This window comes from Agrobacterium sp. 22117 (assembly GCF_052045735.1).
Taxonomy (GTDB): Bacteria; Pseudomonadota; Alphaproteobacteria; order Rhizobiales; family Rhizobiaceae; genus Agrobacterium; species Agrobacterium cavarae.
In genome coordinates, this window is sequence record NZ_JBQEPP010000001.1 from 556,493 (window position 1) to 580,680 (window position 24,188).

General features: G+C 58.0%; 24 protein-coding genes. 14 read left to right on the forward strand and 10 right to left on the reverse strand.

What is annotated here, in order from left to right; translation table 11 throughout:
- Nucleotides 1–18: 18 nt before the first annotated feature.
- From ACTJKV_RS02650 to ACTJKV_RS02680, 7 genes are all read left to right on the forward strand, one after another.
- On the forward strand, nt 19–1,365 hold the full coding sequence (locus tag ACTJKV_RS02650) for a TldD/PmbA family protein (protein WP_274100827.1): 1,347 nt from the start codon (nt 19–21) through the stop codon (nt 1,363–1,365).
- A gap of 90 nt (nt 1,366–1,455) precedes the next feature.
- Nucleotides 1,456–2,262, forward strand: coding sequence for a 3'(2'),5'-bisphosphate nucleotidase CysQ (locus ACTJKV_RS02655; protein ID WP_274101072.1), 807 nt, complete (start codon nt 1,456–1,458; stop codon nt 2,260–2,262).
- Between the two features lie 71 nt (nt 2,263–2,333).
- Nucleotides 2,334–2,570: a DUF4170 domain-containing protein gene (locus ACTJKV_RS02660; RefSeq protein ID WP_062425978.1), complete on the forward strand. Its 237-nt coding sequence runs from the start codon at nt 2,334–2,336 to the stop codon at nt 2,568–2,570.
- A 208-nt stretch (nt 2,571–2,778) separates the two neighbouring features.
- Nucleotides 2,779–4,095 carry a lipid IV(A) 3-deoxy-D-manno-octulosonic acid transferase gene (waaA, locus tag ACTJKV_RS02665; protein ID WP_274100826.1) on the forward strand — a complete coding sequence of 439 codons (1,317 nt, stop codon included), beginning with the start codon at nt 2,779–2,781 and terminating at the stop codon, nt 4,093–4,095.
- 22 nt (nt 4,096–4,117) lie between these two features.
- Nucleotides 4,118–4,840 (forward strand): HAD family hydrolase, encoded by a 723-nt coding sequence (locus ACTJKV_RS02670; protein ID WP_274100825.1) that lies wholly within the window; start codon nt 4,118–4,120, stop codon nt 4,838–4,840.
- Between the two features lie 123 nt (nt 4,841–4,963).
- On the forward strand, nt 4,964–5,995 hold the full coding sequence (gene lpxK, locus ACTJKV_RS02675; protein WP_062425975.1) for a tetraacyldisaccharide 4'-kinase: 1,032 nt from the start codon (nt 4,964–4,966) through the stop codon (nt 5,993–5,995).
- 111 nt (nt 5,996–6,106) lie between these two features.
- A complete protein-coding gene (locus tag ACTJKV_RS02680; RefSeq protein WP_062425974.1) occupies nt 6,107–6,421 on the forward strand; it encodes a hypothetical protein in 315 nt (104 codons plus the stop codon).
- A gap of 112 nt (nt 6,422–6,533) precedes the next feature.
- On the opposite strand, the gene ACTJKV_RS02685 is transcribed toward ACTJKV_RS02680, so the two are convergent.
- The 6 genes from ACTJKV_RS02685 to mutL form a co-directional block, all read right to left on the reverse strand.
- Nucleotides 6,534–7,031, reverse strand: a complete 498-nt coding sequence (locus ACTJKV_RS02685; RefSeq protein ID WP_062438578.1) for a YciE/YciF ferroxidase family protein — start codon at nt 7,029–7,031, stop codon at nt 6,534–6,536.
- A 111-nt stretch (nt 7,032–7,142) separates the two neighbouring features.
- Nucleotides 7,143–8,300 carry a glutathionylspermidine synthase family protein gene (locus ACTJKV_RS02690; RefSeq protein WP_274100824.1) on the reverse strand — a complete coding sequence of 386 codons (1,158 nt, stop codon included), beginning with the start codon at nt 8,298–8,300 and terminating at the stop codon, nt 7,143–7,145.
- Entirely contained in the window at nt 8,301–8,930 is a 630-nt protein-coding gene (locus ACTJKV_RS02695) for a DUF1190 domain-containing protein (protein WP_113178436.1), read from the reverse strand.
- An 11-nt stretch (nt 8,931–8,941) separates the two neighbouring features.
- A complete protein-coding gene (locus tag ACTJKV_RS02700; RefSeq protein WP_062438573.1) occupies nt 8,942–9,343 on the reverse strand; it encodes a DUF350 domain-containing protein in 402 nt (133 codons plus the stop codon).
- A 52-nt stretch (nt 9,344–9,395) separates the two neighbouring features.
- On the reverse strand, nt 9,396–9,626 hold the full coding sequence (locus ACTJKV_RS02705; protein ID WP_062425969.1) for a DUF2093 domain-containing protein: 231 nt from the start codon (nt 9,624–9,626) through the stop codon (nt 9,396–9,398).
- Nucleotides 9,627–9,700: 74 nt separating this feature from the next.
- A complete protein-coding gene (mutL, locus tag ACTJKV_RS02710) occupies nt 9,701–11,521 on the reverse strand; it encodes a DNA mismatch repair endonuclease MutL (protein WP_274100823.1) in 1,821 nt (606 codons plus the stop codon).
- A 339-nt stretch (nt 11,522–11,860) separates the two neighbouring features.
- Between mutL and ACTJKV_RS02715 the strand changes: the two genes are divergently transcribed.
- Both ACTJKV_RS02715 and ACTJKV_RS02720 read left to right on the forward strand, forming a co-directional pair.
- Nucleotides 11,861–13,522: a response regulator gene (locus tag ACTJKV_RS02715; protein ID WP_062438568.1), complete on the forward strand. Its 1,662-nt coding sequence runs from the start codon at nt 11,861–11,863 to the stop codon at nt 13,520–13,522.
- A 105-nt stretch (nt 13,523–13,627) separates the two neighbouring features.
- A complete protein-coding gene (locus tag ACTJKV_RS02720; RefSeq protein ID WP_062438565.1) occupies nt 13,628–14,980 on the forward strand; it encodes a putative bifunctional diguanylate cyclase/phosphodiesterase in 1,353 nt (450 codons plus the stop codon).
- A gap of 252 nt (nt 14,981–15,232) precedes the next feature.
- Here ACTJKV_RS02720 and ACTJKV_RS02725 read toward each other — a convergent pair whose 3' ends face one another.
- From ACTJKV_RS02725 to ACTJKV_RS02740, 4 genes are read right to left on the reverse strand one after another with little or no spacing between them, the layout of a single operon-like run.
- Entirely contained in the window at nt 15,233–16,120 is an 888-nt protein-coding gene (locus tag ACTJKV_RS02725; protein ID WP_274100822.1) for an SMP-30/gluconolactonase/LRE family protein, read from the reverse strand.
- Nucleotides 16,121–16,125: 5 nt separating this feature from the next.
- Entirely contained in the window at nt 16,126–16,734 is a 609-nt protein-coding gene (locus ACTJKV_RS02730; protein WP_274101071.1) for a 2-dehydro-3-deoxy-6-phosphogalactonate aldolase, read from the reverse strand.
- Nucleotides 16,735–16,769: 35 nt separating this feature from the next.
- Nucleotides 16,770–17,687, reverse strand: a complete 918-nt coding sequence (locus ACTJKV_RS02735; protein WP_274100821.1) for a 2-dehydro-3-deoxygalactonokinase — start codon at nt 17,685–17,687, stop codon at nt 16,770–16,772.
- Nucleotides 17,687–18,457: an SDR family NAD(P)-dependent oxidoreductase gene (locus tag ACTJKV_RS02740; protein WP_440598423.1), complete on the reverse strand. Its 771-nt coding sequence runs from the start codon at nt 18,455–18,457 to the stop codon at nt 17,687–17,689. The genes ACTJKV_RS02735 and ACTJKV_RS02740 overlap by 1 nt, the downstream gene beginning before the upstream one ends.
- Nucleotides 18,458–18,578: 121 nt before the next feature.
- On the opposite strand from ACTJKV_RS02740, the gene ACTJKV_RS02745 reads away from it, so the two are divergent.
- The 5 genes from ACTJKV_RS02745 to corA all read left to right on the forward strand — a co-directional run bounded on the left by ACTJKV_RS02745 (nt 18,579) and on the right by corA (nt 24,179).
- On the forward strand, nt 18,579–19,376 hold the full coding sequence (locus ACTJKV_RS02745) for an IclR family transcriptional regulator (protein WP_274100819.1): 798 nt from the start codon (nt 18,579–18,581) through the stop codon (nt 19,374–19,376).
- A gap of 163 nt (nt 19,377–19,539) precedes the next feature.
- Entirely contained in the window at nt 19,540–20,280 is a 741-nt protein-coding gene (locus ACTJKV_RS02750) for a helix-turn-helix transcriptional regulator (protein ID WP_062425960.1), read from the forward strand.
- Nucleotides 20,281–20,355: 75 nt separating this feature from the next.
- The gene (locus ACTJKV_RS02755; protein WP_440598424.1) at nt 20,356–21,579 is read left to right on the forward strand and encodes a CmpA/NrtA family ABC transporter substrate-binding protein; all 1,224 of its coding nucleotides are present in this window, start codon (nt 20,356–20,358) and stop codon (nt 21,577–21,579) included.
- 164 nt (nt 21,580–21,743) lie between these two features.
- Nucleotides 21,744–22,874, forward strand: coding sequence for an iron-sulfur cluster carrier protein ApbC (gene apbC, locus ACTJKV_RS02760; protein ID WP_274100817.1), 1,131 nt, complete (start codon nt 21,744–21,746; stop codon nt 22,872–22,874).
- A 327-nt stretch (nt 22,875–23,201) separates the two neighbouring features.
- Nucleotides 23,202–24,179 carry a magnesium/cobalt transporter CorA gene (gene corA, locus ACTJKV_RS02765; RefSeq protein ID WP_062425958.1) on the forward strand — a complete coding sequence of 326 codons (978 nt, stop codon included), beginning with the start codon at nt 23,202–23,204 and terminating at the stop codon, nt 24,177–24,179.
- Nucleotides 24,180–24,188 lie beyond the last annotated feature (9 nt).

Here is a 24,188-nt window from a genome sequence, read left to right on the forward strand (position 1 = left end):
CAACGAAAGGCCCGCCTCATGTCCTCAGAAATCGATTCTTCCAAGCTTCTAGACCGTGCAAGCGAACTCGTCACTCTGGCCAAGCGCGCCGGTGCCGATGAGGCGGATGCCGTGATCGTGCGCTCCCGTTCGCAGTCGGTGGGCGTCAGGCTCGGAAAGGTCGAAAGCACAGAATCCTCCGAGAGCGACGATTTTTCCTTGCGCGTCTTCGTCGGAAAGCGGGTTGCGAGCGTTTCGGCCAATCCCGGCTTCGACCTGACGACGCTTGCGGAGCGCGCCGTTGCGATGGCCAAGGTTTCGCCAGAAGATCCCTTTGCGTGTCTTGCCGACAAGGAGCGTCTTGCGACATCCTATGACGACCTTCAATTGTTCGATCCGACGGAGGTCTCCACCGACCAGCTTCGCGATGCGGCGCTGGCAGCAGAAGAGGCAGCACTTGCGGTGAAGGGCGTGTCGAACTCCTCCGGAGCCGGTGCCTCGAGCGGCATGGGTGGCCTTGTGCTTGTCACCTCTCACGGCTTTTCCGGCAGCTATATGGGTAGCCGTTTCGGCCGCTCCGTCAGCGTCATTGCTGGTGAAGGCACGAAGATGGAGCGCGACTACGATTACGACAGCCGTCTTTATTTCGCCGACCTCGATGCACCGGAAGACATCGGACGCCGGGCGGGCGAAAGGGTCGTCAGGCGTGTTAATCCAAGACAGATCGATACCGGCAGCAACATCACGGTTGTGTTCGATCCTCGCATTGCGCGTGGCTTTGTCGGCTCGATTGCGGGCGCGATCAATGGCGCATCGGTAGCGCGTAAAACCAGTTTCCTGCGCGACAAGATGGGCCAGCAGATCCTGAAAAAGGGCCTCTCCATCACGGACGATCCGCAGATCATCCGCGGCCCGTCCTCGCGTCCGTTCGATGGCGAGGGCGTACGGGGTGAAAAGCTGGTGATGATCGAGGATGGTGTCTTGAACCACTGGTTCCTCTCCACCTCTACCGCGCGGGAAATCGGTCTTGAAACCAATGGTCGTGGCGTTCGAGGCGGGACCTCCGTATCGCCCGCATCCACCAACCTGGCCTTGGAACCTGGCGACATCTCGCCGCAAGACCTGATCCGTCAGGTCGGCACGGGTTTTTACGTCACCGAACTGATCGGCCACGGCGCCAATATGATCACCGGTGAATATAGCTGTGGCGCAAGCGGTTTCTGGATCGAGAACGGGGAAACCTCTTTCGCCGTCTCAGAGGTGACGATCGCTTCCAACCTCAAGAACATGTTTATGCGCGTCACGCCCGCTAACGACGTGGACCGCAAATATGGTGTGGCAGCACCCACGCTTGCCATCGAAGGCATGACGATTGCGGGACGCTGACATCGCCATTCGGCGGTTGCTTTCGCGTCTTGCCCATGCGCATGTGAAAGCACAAATGGAAATGTGCGACACGCGCAGAACGACGGTATGATAGTTGAGACTTCTGGAGCCGATTGGCGCTCCGATCTGAATCTTGTTTTGAACGCCTCCCGCGAGGCTGGACAGGAGGCCCTACGGCATTTCCGTAAGGACCCCGAGGTCTGGTGGAAAGATGGCGGTCGCTCGCCGGTGAGTGCCGCCGACTATGCCGCCAATGACATCCTCGAAAGGCTGCTCCGCTCCGCTCGCCCGGATTACGGCTGGCTGTCGGAAGAAACCACCGATGATGACACGCGCCTGTCACGCGATACGCTCTTCGTGGTCGACCCGATCGACGGCACCCGCGCCTTCATCAACGGCAAGGATACGTGGTGTGTCAGTGTCGCTGTGGTTCATAAGGGCAGACCTGTGGTCGCGGCCCTCGTGGCACCGGCGCTGGGTGAGGAATTCACGGCGGTTCAAGATGCGAAAGCTGAAAAAAATGGTGAGGTGCTTCGGATCACCGACGCCGCCAGTGGACCGATCCAGCTTGCCGCTCCCGAGGAAGTGATTGCGCGCCTTCCGTCAGACTTCAAACCATCGGTTCGGCGCATCCCGCACGTACCCTCGCTGGCTTATCGCCTCGCCATGGTAGCCGACGGGCGGATCGATGGGACGCTTGTCCTGCCGAATTCGCATGACTGGGATCTCGCCGCCGCCGATTTGATCCTGCATCAGGCAGGTGGCCAGCTCGTCGATCTTGAGGGCAAGCCGTTGATCTACAATCGCGCGCAGGTCAAACACGGCGCTCTTTGTGCCGCGGCGAACCACATCCTGCCGACCCTGTTGATGCAGCTTGGGCGATCGGCCAGAGGTTGATTTTTACGTCAAAATCCAGCAGATGAAGGCTTCCTTGAACGCCTTTGAGAAGAAAGAAGAGACGACAGGACATGACCGAAGCGAATAACAAGAAACAGCTCCTTCACCTCGTATTTGGCGGCGAACTCGACAATCTCCAGGAAGTGCAGTTTCGCGATCTGAAAGCACTCGATATCGTCGGCATTTTCCCGGACTACGCGACGGCACTCGGCGCCTGGAAGTCAAAGGCACAGCAGACTGTCGATAACGCCCACATGCGCTATTTTATAGTGCATATGCACCGCCTTCTCGACCCCGAGAGCAAATAACGGCTTTCCACCCACTTGTTCTCCACTATAATCCGGCATGCATATTGGTAGTGCATCCCCCAGTCGGGGATGCACAATATATTGGGTATTGAGCGACAATTTTTTGCCGGGACCCAATCATAACAAAAAAGACGCATTTTTATCAGAAGTAGCCGGCCACGTTAATCGGGGGAAAAGCATTGCGCAGAGTGATCGAGGGCAGCATCGTATGAACAGCCGGATCGCACGTTTTGCCCTGTCGGGTTACAGAATGGCGGGAATGGCCGCCTATCCTTTCGCCCGGCCCTACCTGTCCTATCGGGCAGCGAAAGGCAAAGAGGATAAGCAGCGGCGTCTTGAACGGTTCGGCTATTCGAGTGCCGAGCGCCCGCGCGGTCCGCTGGTCTGGTTTCATGCGGCAAGTGTCGGCGAAACCCTGGCGCTGATCCCGCTCATTCGCGAAATCCGCAAGCGTGACATCCACGTGCTATTGACCACCGGCACGGTAACGTCGGCCGATATCAGCCGCACACGGCTTGGCAACGATGTCATCCACCAATATGTGCCGCTCGACATCAAGATCTGCATCAATCGCTTTCTCACCTATTGGGCTCCCGACGCCGCCATCACCGCTGAATCTGAGATTTGGCCGGTCACGATGATGGAACTGGAGCGCCGGCACATTCCGCAAATCCGCGTCAATGCCCGCATTTCCGACCGGTCCTTCGACCGGTGGAAGCGCTATTCCGATTTTGCCGAAGCGCTGTTTAGCAAGCTGGCGCTGGTCGTCGTGCAGTCGGATGTGGATGCGGAACGTTTCAGAGACCTCGGCTCATGGCCGGTGATCACGTCGGGCAATCTCAAGGGCGACACCGATCCGCCGCCCTGCGATCAGGCGCAATTGGACCTCTATAAGCGCCAGATCAGCAACCGAAAGACCTGGGCAGCGATCTCCACCTTCGACGGTGAGGAGAAGGCGGCAGCCACCGTTCATGCCGCGATCAAATCCCGCAATGGTCAGTTGACGATCATCGTTCCGCGCCATCCGGAACGGGCGGATGAGATCGAGGCCATGCTCAAGGGCATGAACCTCAAGGTGGCGCGCAGAAGCCGCAACGATGTGATCACGCCTGAAACCGATATCTTCCTCGGCGACAGCATCGGGGAAATGGGTCTCTACCTCCGTTTGACGGAGCTGGCATTTGTCGGGCGATCACTGATGGCGGAAGGCGGTCAGAACCCGCTGGAGCCGGCCATGCTTGGCTGTGCGGTTCTGTCCGGCGCCCATGTGCAGAACTTCCGCGAAGCCTATCAGAAACTTCTGCGCTCCGGCGCTGGCCGCATCATCCGCGATGTGGAGATGTTGGCTAAGGCGGTGCACTACCTGTTGGCCAATGATAATGAGCGCTACAAGATGATCGATGCCGGAGGCCGGGTCATCCAGGACATGCGCGGCGCACTGTCGTTGACGCTGAAGGCGCTCGAGCCCTATATCAACCCGCTGACGGTGTCCGCCAAGCTCCAGCCACGCAGCGCGGTGGGCTGACGCCTTGGACCAGAACAATTCGATGAAGTCCGCCGCCGACATTGCCGCCGTTCTCTTCGATAAGGACGGCACCCTGATCGGCTATGACGCCAGTTGGGGTCCGGTCAATCGCGAGCTGGCAGCGATTGCCGCCGAAGGCGACGCAAAGCTTGCGGACCGTCTTCTTCTCGCCTGCGGCATGGACCCGGTCACCGGCCATGTCAAACCGGACAGTTTGCTGGCAGCAGGCAATACCGCGGAAATTGCAGCCGGCCTGATTGCAGCCGGATCGCCTTGCGCCCTGCAGCCTCTGACGGAGCGGCTGGATCGGCTGTTTACCGAGGCGGCGGGCAAGTCCGTTGCCGTGACTGATCTGCAAGCCTTCTTTGGACGGCTGAAGGACAGAGGTTACAAGCTTGGTGTTGCTTCCAGCGACAATGAAGCCTCCATTCGGGAACTGGCAAAACGCTTCGGCTTCGATGTCTATCTCGATTTCGTCGCAGGCTATGACAGCGGCCATGGCGTCAAGCCGCAACCGGGCATGGTGCTGGGCTTCTGCGAGGCGACCGGCCTGAAGCCTGAGCAGGTGGCGGTGGTAGGCGACAATAATCACGATCTGCATATGGGCCGCAATGCGGGGGCGGGGTTGCGCATCGGTGTGCTCACGGGCACCGGATCGCGCGAGAGCCTGGCTGCCGATGGCGATTATTGTTTCGATGATATTACCGGGCTCGAAGCCCTGCTGCCGAACCGCGCTTTCGTCTGATTTCGGACGACTGTGCCGGTATCCTCACCGTGTTGCATGTCTTTGTCACAAAAGGGCTGGACACTTTTGCGCGACATGCTTTAGCTCTTGCTACCATAAAATGTAACTGGGATTCATAGGCCAATGGTTTCGGAAGCGCCGCCCTTCTGGTGGAGAAAAGCTGGCTGGGAAGCCTGGGCTCTCAGCCTCTTTTCCTATCTCTATGGCCGGGTGGCGGGCCATCGCATGAAGACGGCAAAACGAGCCTCGGTTCCTGTTCCGGTCATCTGCATTGGCAACTTCACCGTGGGCGGTGCGGGCAAGACCCCAACGGCGATTGCCATTGCACGCGCAGCACTCGACAAGGGACTGAAGCCCGGCTTCCTCAGCAGAGGTTATGGCGGCACGCTGGACGTAACGACGCTGGTCGATCCGGATCATCATCGCTCTGCTGCCGTGGGGGATGAACCACTCCTGCTTGCGCGCGAGGCGACGACGGTGATTTCGCGCAAACGCGTCGAGGGCGCCGAGCGTTTGGTCAAGGAAGGCGTCGATCTGATCATCATGGATGACGGCTTTCAAAGCGCGAGGTTGACGCTCGATTACGCCTTGCTTGTCATCGATACACGACGGGGAATTGGCAACGGCCATCTCGTGCCGGGTGGTCCGGTGCGGGCACCTTTGGCCGAACAGATGCGCCAGGCCAACGCTATTTTGAAAGTCGGGGATGGAAGTGCCGCGGATGGGATTATCCGAACGGCAGCCCGCGCGGCAAAACCGGTCTTTGTCGCATCGACCGAGCCCCGCCCGCTCCCGGGCTTCGCCGGAAAGCGCGTTCTGGCCTTCGCCGGTATCGCCGATCCCAGCAAGTTCTATCGCACCGTCGAAACCTTGGGAGGCGAGATCGTCATTGAACGGTCGTTTCCCGATCATCATCAGTTCAGCGAGGACGAGCTTGCCGATATGGTGAAGGAGGCGAAGGATCTTGATCTGCTGCCGGTAACGACAGCGAAAGATGCCGTGCGCCTTGCGGGCCTTCCCGGACAAGCAGCAGAGCTTCTTTGGAGCGGCCAGGTGGTCGAGATCGATATGGTCTTCGACGATCCAATGGCAGCGTCGACAATGATCGATGCGGCAGTCGAAAACTGCAGGACGCGGCGTCTTTTGCAGAAATAAAGCGCTTCCCTGTCACGCGCATCAGCGAGTGTAAGGAACAATCGACCGTTGCAACTCTTTTACCTCTCAGTGAAGCACGAGTTGGGCTCTGATCCGAGGAGGAGAGAGATTATGCAGCATACGAATGTGGAGAAGAAAGCATTCACCCCGCGCGAAACCCGTCAGGGCTTTAAGGGTAAGCCGGTCCTGGTTATTCTTGTCGTCAGCCTGTTTCTAGCAATGGCAGTATGGCTGGCCGCGGAAATCTGGGGTGAAAGCACTGCCCCTGCGACAACGGAGACGCCACCGCCTCCGGGTCCTGCAACGTCGAGCCAGACGGTCAATCCGGGCGCGCAGGGCAGCCAGACCTTCGATAACAACCCGCCATCCGGCGCAACGCCGCCGACGGAAGGTGTTGATCGTAACCCTTCGACACAGGCGCCGTAAGGCAACTCGCCGATCTTGACGAGAGTCGAGGTTGGTAGAGCGCAAGCAATACCCATCAACAAACAAAAAAGCCGGAGCAAATGCCCCGGCTTTTTTCATGGCTGCACCGGTGTCAGGCGGCTTTCTTGCCAGATGCGTTGAGAGACGCTGTTGCAAGCGACGACAGGTCTGCGTCGGTCTTGGTCTCTTCCTTCAACGTTGCGTCCAGCAACTGGACTGCCTGCTTGTGACCAAGCTGCTCTGCCCATGCCCTCAGCGTACCATAGCGGGCCATCTCATAATGTTCGACAGCCTGTGCCGAGGAGATGAGGCCGGCATCGAGAGCCGGGCTGCCCTTGAAGTCTTCCATGATCTCTTCGCCTTCGGCGATAATGCCCTGGATTGCTTCGCAGGTCTTTCCCTGAGCGCGCTTGCCGAGAAGTTCGAAGATCTCCTGCAGCCGCTCGATCTGGCCCTGGGTTTCTTCCTTGTGCTTCTCGAATGCGGCCTTCAGCTTGTCGCTGCTGGCCGCCCGCGCCATCTTGGGCAGCGCCTTCAAGATCTGGCGTTCTGCAAAATAGATATCCTTCAGCGTGTCATAAAAAAGATCGTCGAGCTGTTTCTCTGCCATGTGTATCTCCCAAGTGTTGGTGCTGATGATCGCACGGCACACCGAACATCAGCGCCCCTTGATGGTTCCGGAGATAGCCAGAAGAGTTAAAGGTGAGTGACATCTTCTGCGTCAATCGACGACAAGGTGAGGCACGAAGCGCGAGAGGTTGGTGGTGATACGGCTTTCGTCCTCGCGAATGCTCAGGCCGCACGCCACGTCCCCAACGATCCAGCTTCCGAGAATGGCATGGACATCGTCGACATCGAAAAGCGGCGCAAGCGCCTGCACGACGTAACCTTCAGCGCCATAGATGCCGGGGTTTTCAACAACCAGCTGCTGGTCTTCAAACAGGGAGACGCTCTCTCCCTCCCGCGAGAAAAGCGGTTTCCTGACGTAATCGGCAAGGTTTTGCGCCTGCGGATCGTCGGTGAAATAGCTCGGCAGAAGATTGGGGTGTCCTGGATGACGCTCCCACAGAAGCGGAAGGATGCCCTTATTGGAGAGAACTGACTTCCATAAAGGTTCGATGAACACGTCGCCTGCCGTTGGAAGGTGAACCGAAAAAGGCTCCTTGAACATCACTTCCCACGGATAGAGCTTGAAGCAGCGCTCGATCAAACGGTCCTGAAGGTCGGTAAAGCGGCCGGTTCGATTCACGCCGATATCGCGAATATCCATGAGTTCCACCTGATGACCGGCCTGTATGGCGCAGTCCATCAGATAGGTGGTGGTGCCGCGATCCTCTTCATTGTCCAGGAGCGTCGAAAAGTGAAAGACGCCCTCAGACGGGAACTGGCGAAACGCCTCCACGAGGCATTCCTGAAGAGAATTGAACTGATCGGCGTCGTCGGGGAGCGTGCCTGCAGCAATCTGGTCGGTCAACCAGTCGTATTGGAAATAGGCACTCTCGAATATCGAGGTCGGCGTGTCGGCATTATATTCGAGAAGCTTTGCCGGACCTTTGCCCATATAGGCAAGATCGAACCGGCCATAGAGATGCCGGTCACCCCGAAGCCAGGACTGCCTTACCGCGTCTCGCATCTCGTCTGGAATTTGAAGCTTCTCAAGCGCCTCCTCGCTGGTAACGACATCCGCCACAAGGTCCATGCACATCTCATGGAGTTCCTGCGAGGGCGCCTCGATGTCCTCTTCGATCTGCTCGTAATTGAATAGGTAAGCCGCATTGTCGACCCAGTATGGCTCGCCATACATTTCATGAAACCCGAAACCGACGGACTTTGCCTGTTCGCGCCAGTCGGGTCTTTCAGGAAGGGCGATGCGTTTCATTTAACTGCCATGATGGCTGGACGAACTCCAATGGCCAAAACCGCTCCGTGCGGTTGTTTCCGGGACGCCGTAGCTGACATTCTTCAGGAAGCGATAGGAGTTGCTGCCAGCCTGGTCGCCTTGGCTTCGCGCGACCATGGCGGTGCCCTGCCGATCCTTATAAACGGCCGAGCCGCTGCCGGAGCGAAATGAACCGCCGCTGCCGCCGCCACCGCCACCGCCGGAGCTGGCTGCGGCTTCCTCGTCTTCTTCCTGCCGCTTGCGATCCGCATAGTAATCTGAAACCGAGCGAACGTTGCGCGCCAAGTAAAATCCGGTCAGTGCTGGAATGAAGGGCGCGACATCCTGCGCTGTCCGTGGAGATCGAGTACACAGTCCGCTGCCGAAGCTGTCTTCGCAACTCGCCTGGTTGGCAAAGCGCGGCGCGTTCGCTTTGTAGTCGGTGGTCGCATCGCGAAAGGCCACATCGCAGACATCCGCGCCGATCCCGCTCATCACGCATTGCTGCGTCGACTTGAAGACGAAGGCATCGGGAGGCTGTTCGCCGCAGCCTGCGAGCGCCAGCCCCGATACCGTGATCGTTCCGAGTGCGAGAACCGGCCTTGCGTGACTTCGCATCCGTCTTTTCATGCGAAGTCTCCTCAGTAGGTCATGCAGGCAGCGTTGAGGATGCCGATGATAAGCGCGATGCCGCCGCCCCACACGCCTGCGGAAACCTCGCCTCTGCCGATCTTCTCATGAATGCCGGGCAGGCTGGCGCGCGCCACATAGAAGGCCAGGATCTGCACGACGATGCCGATGATCGACCAGATGATGAAGTCGATAATGTTGACGGAGTTTGCAGCCGCCGATGCCATCGGCAGGCCAAAGCCTGCAAGCGCTCCCAGAAATGCGATCGTGGCGGAAAGATTGCCGGAGCGTATCAGCCTCATTTCGTCATGCGGTGTCAGCCGCGTGTAGATGCCGGCAAACACCGCATAGGCAAGCAGTCCGAATGCGAAGTAGCTAAGAAATGCAGGCAGCCCCGCAACATATCCGAACATATCGGCTCTCTCACAATGACGAGTTGGACATCAAGGCTTGTGTGTTTTTGCTTCAAGCGCGCTTCTGGTTCGGTAGAGCGCCCGCCCTTTTTTCCGCCTCTACGGAGGCCGCGGCATCCGCGTAAGGCTCCTGGCGTACAACGCTCCAGTAGCGCAATTCATCAACGGGAATTTGAACGCCCGTCATGGCGCAAACCACATAGGAGCCGGTCTGGACGATACGCAGGTCGCCATCGAGATATTCGATTTTCGCTTCCCTCTGTCCACCGTCAAATCTGTTCATGCGCGTGCGTCTCCTCGGTCTTCTCATGTCTGGATGCGATCTCTATTCCTACGCAGCCTGTAATTCTAGTATCCTCAGCTTCTGCCGAAGAGCATTTCGATGTCGGTAAGCTTCAGTTCGATGTAGGTCGGACGGCCATGGTTACATTGGCCGGAGCCTGGCGTATTTTCCATTTGCCGCAGGAGGGCATTCATCTCCTCCGGCCGCATCCGCCGTCCAGAGCGGACGGAGCCATGGCAGGCCATGGTGGCGGCAACATATTCCAGCTTGCCGGACAGACTGCTTGCCGTATCCCATTCGGCGATCTCATCGGCCAGTTGCCGAACGAGCCCCTGAACATTGACCTCGCCCAGCATGGCTGGCGTTTCGCGAACCGCGACCGCGCCTGGTCCGAAACGCTCGATGGCAAACCCCATCTTGTCGAAGCCTTCCGCATGCTCCATCAACCGGTCGCAATCCTCTTCGGGAAGATCGACAATTTCAGGGATAAGCAGCACCTGCGAAGCGGGCCGTTTGGCGTGCAGCGCCTTGCGCATCTCCTCGAAGACGAGCCGCTCATGCGCGGCATGCTGATCGACGATCACCAACCCGTCCTCGGTTTGGGCAACGATGTAATTGGCATGCACCTGCGCGCGCGCTGCCCCCAGTGGATAGCGCGACGGCTCGACGGTTGTAGCGACCGACTTTTCATCCGTGTGAAAGACGTCCGACCGGGCCGTCGGCATGGTGATGTCGATAAATTGCGACTGCGCCGGTTCGCGCAGAGCCAGCCCATCCGACATTTCCAGCGGCCTGGACGGGGAGTTGGCAGGCGTCCAGGCCTGTGAGGCAAAGGGTCTGACTGTCGATGGGCTGTAGCCAGGCCGAAATGCGCTCATCATCTGCGAAGCACCCGTGGTCGCGGCACGGTCGCCCTCGCGGGAAAGGGCCTGGCGGATCGCGCCGACGATCAATCCTCGGACGAGGCCGGGATCGCGAAAGCGCACATCCGATTTCGCCGGATGCACATTGACATCCACCAGCGCCGGATCGAGCCGGAGCGACAACACCGCAACCGGGTATCGCCCATGCGGCACCGTTTCGGCGTAGGCGCCCCTGATGGCCGAGAGTAGCAGCTTGTCCTGCACCGGGCGGCCGTTGACGAACATATATTGATGCGCGGAGTTACCCCGGTTGAAGGTGGGAACGCCGGCAAAGCCGGTAAGCTCGACATCTTCTCGCACGGCATCGATCTCGATAGCATTATCCTTGAACTCGGCTCCAAGGATCTGCGCCATGCGGGCGAGATGGTCGTCCCCGGTCGATGGCAATTCCAGCGTCGAGCGATCCGTGCCCGAGAGCACGAAACGGATATGCGGGAAGGCAATCGCCATGCGTTTGACGATTTCTGTGATGGCGGCAGCCTCCGCCTTCTCGGTCTTGAGAAATTTTAACCGGGCCGGGGTGGCGAAGAACAGGTCGCGCACTTCGACGATCGTACCGGTATTGGCAGCCGCTGGTCGCACCGTCGAGACCTTGCCGCCGGTAACCGATATGATCGCGCCTTCGGTCACGCCTTGCGCGCGACTGGTGATCGTCAGCTTGGCGACCGAACCGATCGAGGGGAGGGCTTCGCCTCGAAAACCAAGCGTGCGGATATCGTCGAGTGTCGAGGAAATCTTCGAGGTACAATGCCTGCGGATCGCGAGTTCGAGGTCGGGCGTGGACATGCCGCAGCCATTGTCGGTGATGCGGACCAGGCCTTTGCCACCGCCAGCCGTGGCGATCTCGATCCGGGTCGCTCCGGCATCGATGGCGTTTTCGATGAGTTCTTTCGCGGCGCTCGATGGGCGCTCGATCACTTCACCCGCGGCGATCTGGTTGATCAGGGTTTCTGAAAGCTGCTTGATGGACATGCTGCTATTGTCGCGGATTCGAAGGCGTAACGAAAGAGAAATCGCACCTCTCCACCGAAAGCACGCTCGCTGTCTCGCCAATCCTGGATTGTTCTTTTTTCAAATTTAAGAGGTCTTTAATCCCGAAACGATATCACTGATCCTGCTTGAATGAATGATTTATTTGTCTTTTCAGGATGCTTGATAAGGACAGGACGGAAGCGCTGGGGCCGTCTTGTTTGATCCCGAAGGACTGTCGAGCATTTTGCCCGCATGTTCCCGTTATATCCAAAGCCTATTGCTATTGCAGGTTTTCAAGATGAATTGAGCGCGTTCTCGAAACGTGTGTAGGGAATTGTCATGAATGATTTAGCGCCAGACGGCGTGGCCATTCAAGCAGCGATGCTAGACGCTATTAGCGATGCAATGTCTGCAGCGATTCTCATCTATGATCGTGACGACAACCTTGTGTTTGCCAGCCACCGTCTTTTCACGCTTCTGCCGCTCGAGAAGGCAGAGGTGGCACCTGGCGCAAGACTGAAAGATGTTTTAGGCGCAATCTACGATCGCGCCGGCTTCGGCGAGGCGTCTTCGCGTGGCAACCGTGTTGATCGCGAAGAGTGGATCGCCAAGAGCCTTGCGGCTCATTGGGCGGAACGGTCCGAAACGGTGGAGCAGCGCCCTGGCGACAGATGGCTGCGTTTCACCAAGCGGCGCGTTCCTTCCGGTTTCTGCATTTGCGCCATCGCCGATATCACCGAGCAGAAAAGACGCGAGGAACATTGGCGCGCCGACATCGAACGCGTCCAGATCACCGAGGAAATCCTCGACAATCTGCCACTGTCCATCTTCGTGAAGGACAAAAACCGCATTTACTCGGCCGTCAACAAGGCTGGCTGTTCTCTGATTGAAACCTCACCGGACCTGATCCTCGGTCGCAACGTCTTCGATATTCATTCGGATGAGCTTGCGACACGCATAGACGCGATGGACAGGCAAGTGCTTGAGACCGGCGTGCCGGCCATCCTGCCGGAAATGGTCACGCTGTTGACGGGTGACGAGATCCTCGTCATCACCAGAAAGCACAGGGTCGGCAAGCCTGGTCAATATTTTCTCGTGACGACGATGGATGACGTCACAGCCTTTGCCGTGACCCAGCCGGATGGCAGGCGTATCATCCCGGGGCTGGAGCATCTGTCCTTCCTGCGCAGTTCCTACATGGATGACGAAAACCACCAGGCTTCATTGGTGATGAAGGGCCGTCGCGTCCTTCTCGTCATGCCGAATGCCGAGGCGGGCCAAGCGGCCTGCAAGCGATTGTCGACGATCGGTGTGGATTGCGCGGTCGCCGTCGGCCTCCAGGAGCAGGAAGCCTTTTTGAGCCTCTCCGCATCCATGGGTGTCAAGATCGACCTCGTTGTGGTTGACGTGCAATTGCCGCTCGAATGTCTGGACCTGCCGACGACATTCGGCATCGGCGTGATGATGGCGGATGAGTTCGAGATCGGCAGTTCGCTGGTCAATATGCTGACACATCATTTTCGCTCGCTTGAAAACACGCAGCAGGGCAGGGGCAAGGACGACGATTGGGTCGTTATCAACAGCGATGACGAATCGCTCAACCGACCAAGGCTCGATGTTCTCGTCGTCGAGGACAACAAGATCAACCAGATCGTTTTTTCGCAGATACTGGAAGGTCTTCAGATCGAGTACAGGCTGGCGCAATCCGGCAACGAAGCGCTGGCGCTCTTCCAGTCGGAAAAGCCGTCGGTCGTGCTCCTGGATACCACGCTACCGGATATCGATGGCTTTGAGGTTGCTAGACAAATCCGCAGGCTGGAATCCTCGACGGGCGAAAGAACACCTTTGATCGGCGTCGTTCCTTTGGCTTTCGAGGGAGATCAGCGTGCCTGCCTCAATGCCGGCATGGATGAAATGTTGCTCAAACCAATTAGTCCGGATATAATCGATATGTTGCTGAAGCGTTTTCTGCCGCGTTTCTCTCACAGCCTTCATGGATGACCGCACACATGTTCGTGGTGGTGGGATCTCGTATTCGCGGCGATATTCTTTGTTAATTGCGGGCCACCGATAATAGCGACCACCACAGGCCCACAGGATATGTGAATGAACCCGCCCGCGCCGACTCTTCCGCTCATCAGCCAGCATGAATTGCAGGCGATGGCGTATAGCGATCCGCTCACGGGGCTCGGCAACAAGTATCGACTGCGTGACAAGATAAAGCTGCTGGCGGCTGAACGGGCCGCCGATCCCGCACCGTTTGCTGTCGGCATTGTCAATATTGACGGATTCAAGCCCATCAACGACCTGTTCGGCGCGCATGCCGGAGACGAAATTCTCTGCCAGGTGGCGCATCGCTTGAAGGCTTGCATGATGGATGGCTCGATCGTCACGCGCCACGATGGCGATGAGTTCGCCTTCATCCTGCCGCTTATTTTCGAGCGCAGCGGTGCAGAGCGCATCGGGCAGATGATCAAGGATGTGTTGTCGGCACCCTACGATCTTGGCGATCGCAACGTGCGCCTGTCTTCCTCATTCGGCTTTGCCATCCATCCCTTCGCGGGAGAGGAGTTCGAGGACTTGATGAAGAGTGCGGAAACCGCGCTCTATCGCTCGAAACGTCGCGGACGCGGCCAGATCACCGTCTACTCCCGCGAGATCGCCCAGGAGATGAAGCGTGCCACGCAACTGGAGCAGGCACTTCGAAACGCGATCATCAGCGACACCATCGACGTACACTTCCAGCCGATTGTCAGGCTGGCCGATAGCACGGTGATCGGTTTCGAAGCATTGGCGCGATGGCACGATCCGGATCTCGGTTTCGTGCCGCCGGATGTATTCGTGCCTTTGGCGGAGGAGCGTGGGTTTATCGACGCGCTATCCGAGACCCTGCTGCGAAAGGCCGCCGAAACCGCGTTGTCTTGGCCGCGCGAACTCTTTCTCTCCTTCAATCTCTCGTCCGCTCAATTGATGGACCCATCGACAGCGGCCAATATTCTTTCCAGTCTGCGTCGCGTCGGCCTCGACCCCCGGCGCCTGGAGCTCGAAATTACAGAGACGGCGGTCATGAGTTCGGCGGATACTGCGCAGCGCATTATCTCGGAGCTTCAGCATGCGGGCGTGCGCATCTCTCTGGATGATTTCGGAACCGGACAATCCAGCCTGGGCCGCTTGCGCGACTTCACCTTCGACAAGGTCAAGATCGACCGTGCCTTCGTTTCCCGCATCAGTACCGACCGCCCCTCGGAGCACATCATCAAGGCGATCGTCGCCATGTGCGATGGTCTCGACCTCGAGGTCGTCGCCGAGGGGATCGAAGATGGCAGCGAGGCCGAAAAGTTGCGAGGGCTCGGTTGCGCCATGGGGCAGGGATATTTCTACGGACGCCCGGCAGATGCCGCCTCTACTCGCCGCTACCTGCACGACAGCTATCGCGTAGCCAGCGCAGATCTGAACTGATCTGATGGTTCTAGGGGCGAGGGGTCTTTGACGACCGCCTTCGCACCCACTTCGTCTTTGCCGTATCGCGCGAAGCTGATTTCTAAAAGCATTTTCTTATAATCTGAGGACGCCATTAATGTACATGGCGCCCTTTTGAAGCGCGTCGCGGTCTTTCAGATCGCTCCGGACGCTTTAAGTTCCTGTTTTGTCGCATGTCGGCACCGCAAAACCGCTACACGCTTTTGCGCGACATGCTTGAGTTCGCAAACCTTACAGCTTGTAAATACCGTCGAGCCTGCCCTTGACGGTAATGCCGAGATCGAATGTGGCGCCGTGCATTGGGTTGGCCTTGATCTCGTCGTCTTCCAGTCCTTCGCATGCGGACGTCACCAGCAGGCGGTCCGCCGAAGCGGCGAAGAAGGCCGGGCAGGTCGTTTTAGATGCCGGAAGCTCGTAATGGTCGGTGTGCCGGCCGGTTGGATCATAGCGATCGACAGCACCTTCGCCCCAGCGTGCGTTCCAGATGTTGCCCTCGGCATCGCAGACCGCACCATCGATGCCGCCTTCATCCTCGGATCGATCGAGGAAGATGCTCGGAGTGCCGGTCGGAAGTCCGGTTGCGGGGTCGAGCGCCACTTTCATCAACCGGTTCACATTGGTGTCGACAAAGTAGGCCGTCGCGCCATCCGGCGAAAAGCAGATGGCGTTCGGAATGCTGATCGCGTCGAAAAGCGTCGTTACGACGCCCTTGGCGACGTGATAGATCGCCCCTGCGCCATCCTCGGCCTTTTTGCCCATGGTGCCGATCCAGAGCGCGCCGCTTTGATGCACTCTGCCATCATTCGACCGGTTGCCGGGCTTGTTGGGCTCGAAATCGACATGCAGCGAAAGTTCGCCCGTGGAGCGGTTGCGGATGAAGAGGCCATCTTCCGTTCCCAGCAACTGCTGCTCCGCATCGATGGCGGCGACCACGCTTGCCATGAAGGGCAGGGACGTAACGGTCTTCTCGCCCGATGCCGGGTCGAGTTCATGCAACTCCTTGCCGATAATGTTCAGCCAGCCGATCCGCTTGGAGATCGGATCGAAGCTTGGTCCTTCACCCAGCATCAATTGCGTGCTGTCGAGAACCTTCCCCTGAAACGGATGATTGGTCGCCATATATCTTATCCTCCCACTGCCACGTCATAAGCCTCGATGGTGATCTCTGCCCGCTCGCGGGCCTCGCTTGCACTCATACCAGGCTTGTAGAGACTTGTTCCCAGGCCAAACGCCTTGATACCGACACTCGTATAATCGGAGAAGTTCTTGTCCGACACACCGCCGACCGCTGCGACCAGCGTGTCCTTCGGCAAAATAGCGCGAATGGCATTGATGCCCGACGGCCCTAGCACACTTGCGGGGAAGAATTTGAGGCCGGTCGCACCGGCTTTCAATGCGAGCAAGGCCTCGGTCGGCGTGAGAACACCCGGCATCGTCACCATGCCTTTGTCGCGCGCCGCCGTGATCACGTCGGTATCTACATTCGGGCTGACCATCAGTTTTCCACCGGCGCTATCCAGCCGTGCCACGTCATCGACGGTCAGGACTGTACCGGCACCGATCAGTGCATCGGCAGGCGCAAGCTTGGCTGCGGTTTCGATGGAGCGGAACGCATCCGGCGAGTTCAAGGGGATCTCGATGGCGCGAAGGCCGCTTTCAAGCAGGGCGACAACAACGCCCTCGGTCTCTTCAGGACGAATGCCGCGCAAAATGGCAACGAGCGGGTATTTCATTTCGGGAAAGGGAACGTACACGGGCTTGAAACTCCTCAGTGCCAGATGGATGTCGCAGCGGCAATAAGCCCCCGGCGAACCGCATCATCGGCGTCAATGGTGATAAAGTCGATGGAAAGAGCGTGGAACGCGGCCTTGTAAAGTTCACCCAGACCGCCCGAGGCGATCAGGATGACAGAGGAATCACGCGGTGCACTGGCATGCGCACCGGCAATTTCCAAGCCGATCAGCGTTCCGGAGAGTTTGGCTTTCGCATCCGTCGCAGAAAGACCATGCAGCAATTGCCCGGAACGCAAGGTGAAGAAGCGGTTCGTCGCCATTTGCGGATTGTTGTAAATGTCGATCACCGCATTGCTGAACGCGGGAAGATCGCCGCTGAAGGGCTCTGCGTCCGCCATGGCGTGGGACAGGATCGTGTGCTTCGAGACGACATCGAAAATCTCGCCGGTCATGAAGGTCGAAAATTGCGTGACGTTGAGATCCCTGACGCGAACCCATTTCGAATGGGTGCCGGGCATGCAGACGAGCGGGGCGCCGGTGCGATGATCGGTCGATAGCGCTCCGAGAAGTTGGGTTTCCTCGCCGCGCATCACATCCGGCATACCTTCTGCCCTTTGTGCGAGACCGGGAAGAATGCGGATATCGCTCTTCTGATCCGGAACGCGGGTCGCACGATCCATGACTTCGGAAAGATTGGCGGGCACATCCACATAGCCTGCCTCGATCCAGCCCTGCCGTGCCCCTGCCATGCCGCAAACAATCACGGGCAGGCCTTCCGGCGCGGAGATGGCTGCAAGATGCGATGCCAGAACCTCGGCAAAGCCCGTGTGCATCGCCGTCGTCATCCCTTCGGAACTACGGCGCTCGGTAAGAACATCGCCCGACCGACTCAAAAGCCACAGGCGAAAGCTCGTCGTACCCCAGTCTACGGCAACGAATGCAGCATCTGACATTATAGAAGACCTCCATCGATAATCATTGTTTGTGCGGTCATGGCGGCGGAGGCATCCGAAGCCAGAAAGAGGCAGGGACCAACGAGGTCCTCACCGGTCAAAGTCCGCTTGAGGCACTGTCGGTTGATGGTATGGGTGATGGACTCGTCGGTGAGCCAGAGATCCTTCTGTCGCTCGGTCACGATCATCCCGGGCAGGATGGCGTTGACGCGGATGTTTTCGGGCCCAAGCCTTCCTGCAAGGCTCTTCGTCAATCCGATAATGCCCGCCTTGGCCGCCGTATAGGCAGGTAGCTCGCCCATATTGAGCAGATAGGAAATCGACGAGAAATTGATAATGGAGGCGCCCTGTTCTTTTCTCAGATAGGGGAGGGCGGCTTGCGTGACGAAGAAGACCTGCTTCAGATTGACGGCCTGGTTCGCATCCCAATAGTCGCTGGTGACGGTGTCGATATCGTGTCTGTCGTCCCAGGCGGCGTTGTTGATCAGAACTCTGATCCCACCGAGCGCGTCCCCTGCCGATTTCACGGCCTCCGCAAGTTCAGCCTGGTTCCCCAAATCTGCCTTGAAGAAAAGTGGTGCAGTGCTGGCTCCCGGCGAAAGCTTGTCGACAAGTGCTTCGCTTGCGCGCACATCGATATCGATGAAAGCGACCTTTGCGCCAATACGGACGAATGCCTCCACTAGGGACGCACCGATACCGGATCCGCCTCCGGTGATTAGAACGCCTCTGTTGGAAAATTCTGGTGACGGGTTGAAATGGCTGTTCATGACGACATCAACATAGAGGTTGAAAGTTCCAATATTTGGAACTAAGTTTTATTAAATGGAATAATCGCCCTCTGTTGCTGGCTATGTCAAGCGCAGGCGTGCGGTCTTCGGAGAAAATCTGGTGCCCACCTCTCGTGACGATGGAAACAAAGACAGTTCGACCGGCACGCTCGGCAAAGCCATCTCCGTTCTCGAGATGGTGGTGATGGCGCCAGAGCCGCCCCGTTTTACCGAGATCCTGAAAAAAACCGGCCAGCCCCGTGGGACACTGCACAGGCAACTGTCCCATCTGGTGGAAGAGGGTCTTCTCGAGCAAAACGTCGATCAATCCTATAGTGCCGGGATCAGGCTGCTGAAATTCGCTGCCAAAGCCTGGAGCGGGAGCGATCTGCGCTCGGTAGCAGCGCCTCACTTGCGTGCCTTGCATGAAGAGACCGGCGAATCCGTCCATCTTGGCGTCATTCGCGGCTCCGAAATCATCTATCTCGACAAGATCGACGGTAAGCACGCGGTGCGGATGTATTCGCAGATCGGCCGCACCTCGCCGCTCTATTGCACCGGCGTCGGCAAGGCGGCCTTGTCACTCTTTGCGCATGACGAGTTGCTCGAAACCGTCAAGGCACTGTCGCTGAAGTCTTTCACGCCAAACACGATCATCAGCGTACCGGCCCTGCTGAAGGAGATCGAGACAATACGCGAGCACGGCTATGGCTTCGATCTTGAAGAGCATGAGCAAGGAATCCAGTGCATCGCGGTCCCGATCGAGACGAACAGGCCGGGGCTCTATGCTGCGATCTCCGTGACCGGCCCGGCGTACCGGTTGACGAGGGAGCGACTGGAAAGCTGGGCTCCGCTCGTCAAAGAGATTGCGAGACGTATTTCCGCTGACGCGGCACTTCGGCTTGCACCCACCCCCTGAGGTAGAATTTTGCTCGTCTCCACAACGGCTTACAACCCGGAAAAGGCGATGTACGAACCTGTACCAACTTTCATTTGCGTTAGACTTGTATTTTGCTAACGATAGCAGTCATCTTTTTCTTCTTGGCCCTTTCTTAATGTAGCCTATTATAAAGAACTTGCGAATGCCGGTCGCCGAACCAGAAAAATTTTCTCCTATGGGGGCAGACAGCGTCTCCGAACTGACGTGCCTGGAAAGTCAGTATGATGTGTTCCGTTTCATGAAGCGCGTGACGGAAAGCTGGGGCATGAAGGCCTTCATGGTGATGAACCTGCCCATGCAGATGTCGCTGACCCTGTCACAGTGCACCGTCATCACCAGTTGGCCGGCGGACCTGCTGCAGCAGTATGACAATGACGGGCTTCTCGTCGACAGTAACGTCTACAGTGCTCTGAAGAAGGCGAGCGCGCCTTTCGTGGTCAATCAAGATTTCAGGGGTCATGGTCTGCGCCCGGTTGTCGCAGACAAGTTCAAAGATCTGTTTGCCCGCTTCGATATGGTGAATTCGGTCTGGTGTCCGGTTCAGGATATGACAGGCATGCGCGGTGCGGTGTCGCTCTCGGGAGCCAAGTCATCCTTCTCTCGCTCAGAGGTGGCGGAAATCTTCTATCTGGCGGCACACGTGTACGGCCATCTCGCCCATGTACGCAGCCTGGACTCGCGAATCAGCGACACATTGACCGACCGCGAAATCGATTGCCTCAACTGGACTGCGGCGGGAAAAACAAGTGCCGAGATCGCCGATATTCTCACGCTCTCCGAGCATACCGTCAATCATTACCTCAATCGCGCGACAAAAAAGCTCGATACCGTCAATCGGACCCAGGCTGTCGCCAAGGCACTGCGCGTCGGCTTGATAAAATAGGGATTTTTTCTTTTTCCTGTTGTTATCCGTGGCGGTGTGGGTGATCCTGTGTCTCTCGGCAAAGAGGAGACTGATTTGGCAGGAACACGGCGCTTCAGGGCAGCGTTTTCTCCTACCGTAGACTGCGCTATTCTCGTCGCAGCGTTTGAAAAGGGTTTTGCCGCCGACGAAGGCGTCGCCCTTGAACTGATCAGAATGAACGAACCGCGCGAAATTCTGGGCGCGTGGTCTTCAGCCGAACTCGATGGCGCACATCTATCCGTCTCGTTGCCGGTTGCTCTCGCTCTACCAACGGCTGACGTTGAAGCCGATCTCATCGTTCCCTTCATTCTCGCGACCGGCGGCTCTACGCTCGTGGTCAGCTCTCTATTGTATGATGATCTGGTCGAGCAGGGTATGAAGATCCCGGACCCAGGATCGGTTGCCCGTGCGCTTTCGCGCGTTGCCATGGCGCGTCAAAAAGCCGACCTGCCACCCCTGATCTTCGCCACGGAGCACTCCTCCTCGACATCGACCTACGAGCTTCTCTATCTCATCGCCAGTACCCGCCTGATCGGCAAAGACGATGTGACGATCATGGAAGCGGCACCCGCCAACATGCCGAGCCTGCTGCGAGACGGCAGCATCGACGGCTTCTATGTGGGTGAGCCCTATGGAAGCGCGGTCACGATGGAAGGGGAGGGGCGGATCGTCACCACCAAATCGCATATCTGGCAAAATGGCCCCGAAAAGGGGCTCGCCGTTTCGAGGCAGTGGGCAGACACGAATGAGCAGACGCTGCACGCGATAATTCGCGCCTTCTATCGCGCAGGCGAATGGTGTGCCTCCGCCGCAAACAGAGAGGAGCTGGCCGATCTTTTAGCGTCGCCCACCTATCTTGCCTGCGAGATCGAGCACGTTCTTGCCTCGCTATCCGGTTTCATCCCGCACTCGCCCGCCCGATTGCTGGAATGCCACGACTTCTTCTGCGTGAGTGGGAATGCTGCGAACTTCCCATGGCAAAGCCAGGCTCTCTGGTTCTTCAACCAGATGATCCGCTGGAACGAATGCCCGCCACAGGTCGCCGCCGCTGAGAGCGTTCGAGACGCCGCTGCCGAAGTCTTCCGGCCGGACATATTCCGCAGGGCCGTGCGACCGCTCTTTGCGCCGGTACCGGCGGCGAATATGAAGCTGGAAGGAACGCTCAACACGCGGGTCTATGTTGGCGCCGATCGCGCACCCCTTCTTCTCGGGCCGGATACCTTCTTCGATGGTGAGATCTTCGATCCGGAGAGCTTTGCCACTCATCACGAAAGCTGATGGCGCTTTCGATCGAGATCGTATCGGTAGCGACAGGCCTTGGCGCATTGTGACGCATGCCGATTTGCACGGCGATGCGTTTCTCTGTTAAACCCGATGCGCTGATATTGGCGAATAGCGTGGGCTCCCTTATCTAACCCTTGCTGAAGCGGATGGGGTTGGGCATGGCACAGGCGGATAAAAAACAGATCGAGCAGGCTCTGGAGCAGGTCATCTATCCAGGGAGCGACAAAAGCATCGTCGCACTCGGCATGGTCTCGGAAATCTTTCTGAGCGATTCGAAGGCCTACTTCTCCCTTACCGTGCCCGCGGACCACGCCAAGGAGCTGGAGCCTCTGCGGCTTGCGGCGGAAAAGGCGACACTTGGGGTTCCAGGCGTCAAGGCAGCCGTGGTGGCTTTGACCGCCAATAGCAGGCCGAGCAACGCCTCCAATACCCCGGCGCCAAAGGCCCCACCGGCAGCACCGAGACCTGCGCCACAGCAGCAGGCAAAGGCTGGCGTTCCGGGCATCGGGTCGATCATTGCGGTCGCCTCCGGCAAAGGTGGGGTTGGAAAATCTACCACCGCCGTCAATCTCGCTTTGGGTTTGCAGGCGCTGGGTTTGCGCGTCGGCGTTCTCGACGCCGATATTTACGGCCCTTCCGTCCCTCGGCTTCTCGGCATATCAGGCCGACCAAAGCAGGGCGAAGGCCGCACCATCATGCCGATGGAAAATTACGGCCTGAAAGTCATGTCCATGGGTTTCCTCGTGGATGAAGAAGCAGCCATGATCTGGCGCGGGCCTATGGTGCAATCGGCCCTGATGCAGATGCTGCGCGAAGTCGTCTGGGGAGACCTAGACGTGTTGGTTCTCGATATGCCACCCGGAACCGGTGACGTACAATTGACGATAGCTCAACAGGTGCCTCTGGCAGGTGCTGTCATCGTCTCCACGCCTCAGGATCTGGCGCTCATCGATGCGCGCAAGGGCATCACCATGTTCCGCAAGGTCGAGGTGCCGCTCCTCGGCGTGATCGAGAATATGAGCTACTTCATCGCGCCGGATACCGGCAAGCGCTACGACATTTTTGGCCATGGCGGTGCGCAAGCCGAGGCGGAGCGTATCGGCGTGCCATTCCTGGGTGCTGTGCCTCTGACCATGTCGATCCGCGAAACGTCGGATGCCGGGACGCCGATCGTCGTCTCCGAACCGGACGGCCCACAGGCGCAATCCTACAGGGAGATTGCACAAAAGGTGTGGACAGAGATCGGAAGAGGCACCGCCCGCACGGCGCCGAAGATCATATTTGAATAGAACCCCTTGAAAATCTTACGGAAAATGGGCCGATATCGATGCACTGACTGCATATCTATCGAGCACGGCAAGCAGGCCCGCAAGATTTAGGCTGAGTAAAAAGCCTTTTAGTAGCTTGTATTTAATGATTTTTTCTTAATTGTTACGAGTGCAGACGCAGCACAGCCTAAAGCCTTAGACGAAAATACCGCTTGATTCTTTACCCTGTTGGGAGCATAGCCCGGCGCCGTTTGAACCGCAGTCTTGCTCATGCGTTTGCGGACGCTACGGATGATGTGTTAGATCGACCAGCCGATGACAATCGGCGCCGCGGACCGGAGAAACTGATTGATAAAAGCCTATCGCTCGAATTGCGAGGCGATCAGCCTGTCTGCTGACGGGGATCTTGCGCATTTATCCGACGACATCGTCTGGATCGATCTCATCAACCCCCACCGTGACGAAGAGAAGCGTGTCGAAGCCCTGCTCGGCGCCGAGCTTCCGACGCGCGAGGATTTGAAGGACATCGAGCCCTCGAGCCGCCTCTATACGGAAGACAATAATGTCTTCATGACGGCATCGCTCGTCTGGAAGGCAGATTCGTCCGATCCTCAATTGACCGACGTTGCTTTCATCCTTGTTGGCAACCGGCTGGTGACGATCCGCTATGCGGAGCCGAAGTCGTTCAATCTCTTCATCGCCGCCATCACCCGCACGCCACATGAAATCCGCAGCGGCGCGGTTCTGCTTTTGAAGCTGCTCGAAACGATCGTCGACCGGACTGCCGAAATCATCGAGAACACCGTGGTCGGTATCGATCATGTTGCGAAGGGGATCTTCGGCGGCGAGGCGCGCAGCAAGCGCAAGGAACCTCGCTATCTGGAAGACAAGATTGCTGAAATCGCTTCCTTCCATCGCCTGGTCTCGAAAGTGCGCGACAGCCTGACGTCACTTGCGCGCGTCCAGTCTTTTCTTCACGCGACGACCCTCGTTCAGGAGGACAAGGATGCCAAGGAAATGGGAGCGTCGATCGCGCGCGACATCCATTCGCTGTCCGAGCACGTGTCCTACATTTCCGGCAATCTGACCTTTCTGCTGGATGCATCGCTTGGCATTATCAATGTCGAGCAAAACGCCATCATCAAGATTTTCTCTATCGCGTCCGTGGTCTTTCTGCCGCCGACGCTGGTGGCCTCCATTTACGGAATGAACTTCGCGCGCATGCCGGAATTGCAGTGGGCCTATGGCTATCCGCTTGCAATCTTCGTTATGCTGATATCGGCGATCATCCCGTTTATCGTTTTTCGCTGGAAGGGCTGGCTTTAAAGGGCCAGG

Bases quoted from the DNA above. Each gene is read 5' to 3' on its own strand.
- ACTJKV_RS02685 (WP_062438578.1), bottom strand. From the start codon at position 7,031: ATGGCAGAGAAACAGCTCGACGATCTTTTTTATGACACGCTGAAGGAT.
- ACTJKV_RS02730 (WP_274101071.1), bottom strand. From the start codon at position 16,734: ATGAAATACCCGCTCGTTGCCATTTTGCGCGGCATTCGTCCTGAAGAG.
- ACTJKV_RS02715 (WP_062438568.1), top strand. From the start codon at position 11,861: ATGAATGATTTAGCGCCAGACGGCGTGGCCATTCAAGCAGCGATGCTA.
- ACTJKV_RS02735 (WP_274100821.1), bottom strand. From the start codon at position 17,687: ATGTCAGATGCTGCATTCGTTGCCGTAGACTGGGGTACGACGAGCTTT.
- ACTJKV_RS02690 (WP_274100824.1), bottom strand. From the start codon at position 8,300: ATGAAACGCATCGCCCTTCCTGAAAGACCCGACTGGCGCGAACAGGCA.
- apbC (WP_274100817.1), top strand. From the start codon at position 21,744: ATGGCACAGGCGGATAAAAAACAGATCGAGCAGGCTCTGGAGCAGGTC.
- waaA (WP_274100826.1), top strand. From the start codon at position 2,779: ATGAACAGCCGGATCGCACGTTTTGCCCTGTCGGGTTACAGAATGGCG.
- ACTJKV_RS02650 (WP_274100827.1), top strand. From the start codon at position 19: ATGTCCTCAGAAATCGATTCTTCCAAGCTTCTAGACCGTGCAAGCGAA.
- mutL (WP_274100823.1), bottom strand. From the start codon at position 11,521: ATGTCCATCAAGCAGCTTTCAGAAACCCTGATCAACCAGATCGCCGCG.
- ACTJKV_RS02680 (WP_062425974.1), top strand. From the start codon at position 6,107: ATGCAGCATACGAATGTGGAGAAGAAAGCATTCACCCCGCGCGAAACC.
- ACTJKV_RS02670 (WP_274100825.1), top strand. From the start codon at position 4,118: ATGAAGTCCGCCGCCGACATTGCCGCCGTTCTCTTCGATAAGGACGGC.
- ACTJKV_RS02740 (WP_440598423.1), bottom strand. From the start codon at position 18,457: ATGAACAGCCATTTCAACCCGTCACCAGAATTTTCCAACAGAGGCGTT.
- ACTJKV_RS02750 (WP_062425960.1), top strand. From the start codon at position 19,540: ATGCCGGTCGCCGAACCAGAAAAATTTTCTCCTATGGGGGCAGACAGC.
- ACTJKV_RS02705 (WP_062425969.1), bottom strand. From the start codon at position 9,626: ATGAACAGATTTGACGGTGGACAGAGGGAAGCGAAAATCGAATATCTC.
- ACTJKV_RS02700 (WP_062438573.1), bottom strand. From the start codon at position 9,343: ATGTTCGGATATGTTGCGGGGCTGCCTGCATTTCTTAGCTACTTCGCA.
- lpxK (WP_062425975.1), top strand. From the start codon at position 4,964: ATGGTTTCGGAAGCGCCGCCCTTCTGGTGGAGAAAAGCTGGCTGGGAA.
- ACTJKV_RS02720 (WP_062438565.1), top strand. From the start codon at position 13,628: ATGAACCCGCCCGCGCCGACTCTTCCGCTCATCAGCCAGCATGAATTG.
- ACTJKV_RS02695 (WP_113178436.1), bottom strand. From the start codon at position 8,930: ATGAAAAGACGGATGCGAAGTCACGCAAGGCCGGTTCTCGCACTCGGA.
- ACTJKV_RS02725 (WP_274100822.1), bottom strand. From the start codon at position 16,120: ATGGCGACCAATCATCCGTTTCAGGGGAAGGTTCTCGACAGCACGCAA.
- ACTJKV_RS02660 (WP_062425978.1), top strand. From the start codon at position 2,334: ATGACCGAAGCGAATAACAAGAAACAGCTCCTTCACCTCGTATTTGGC.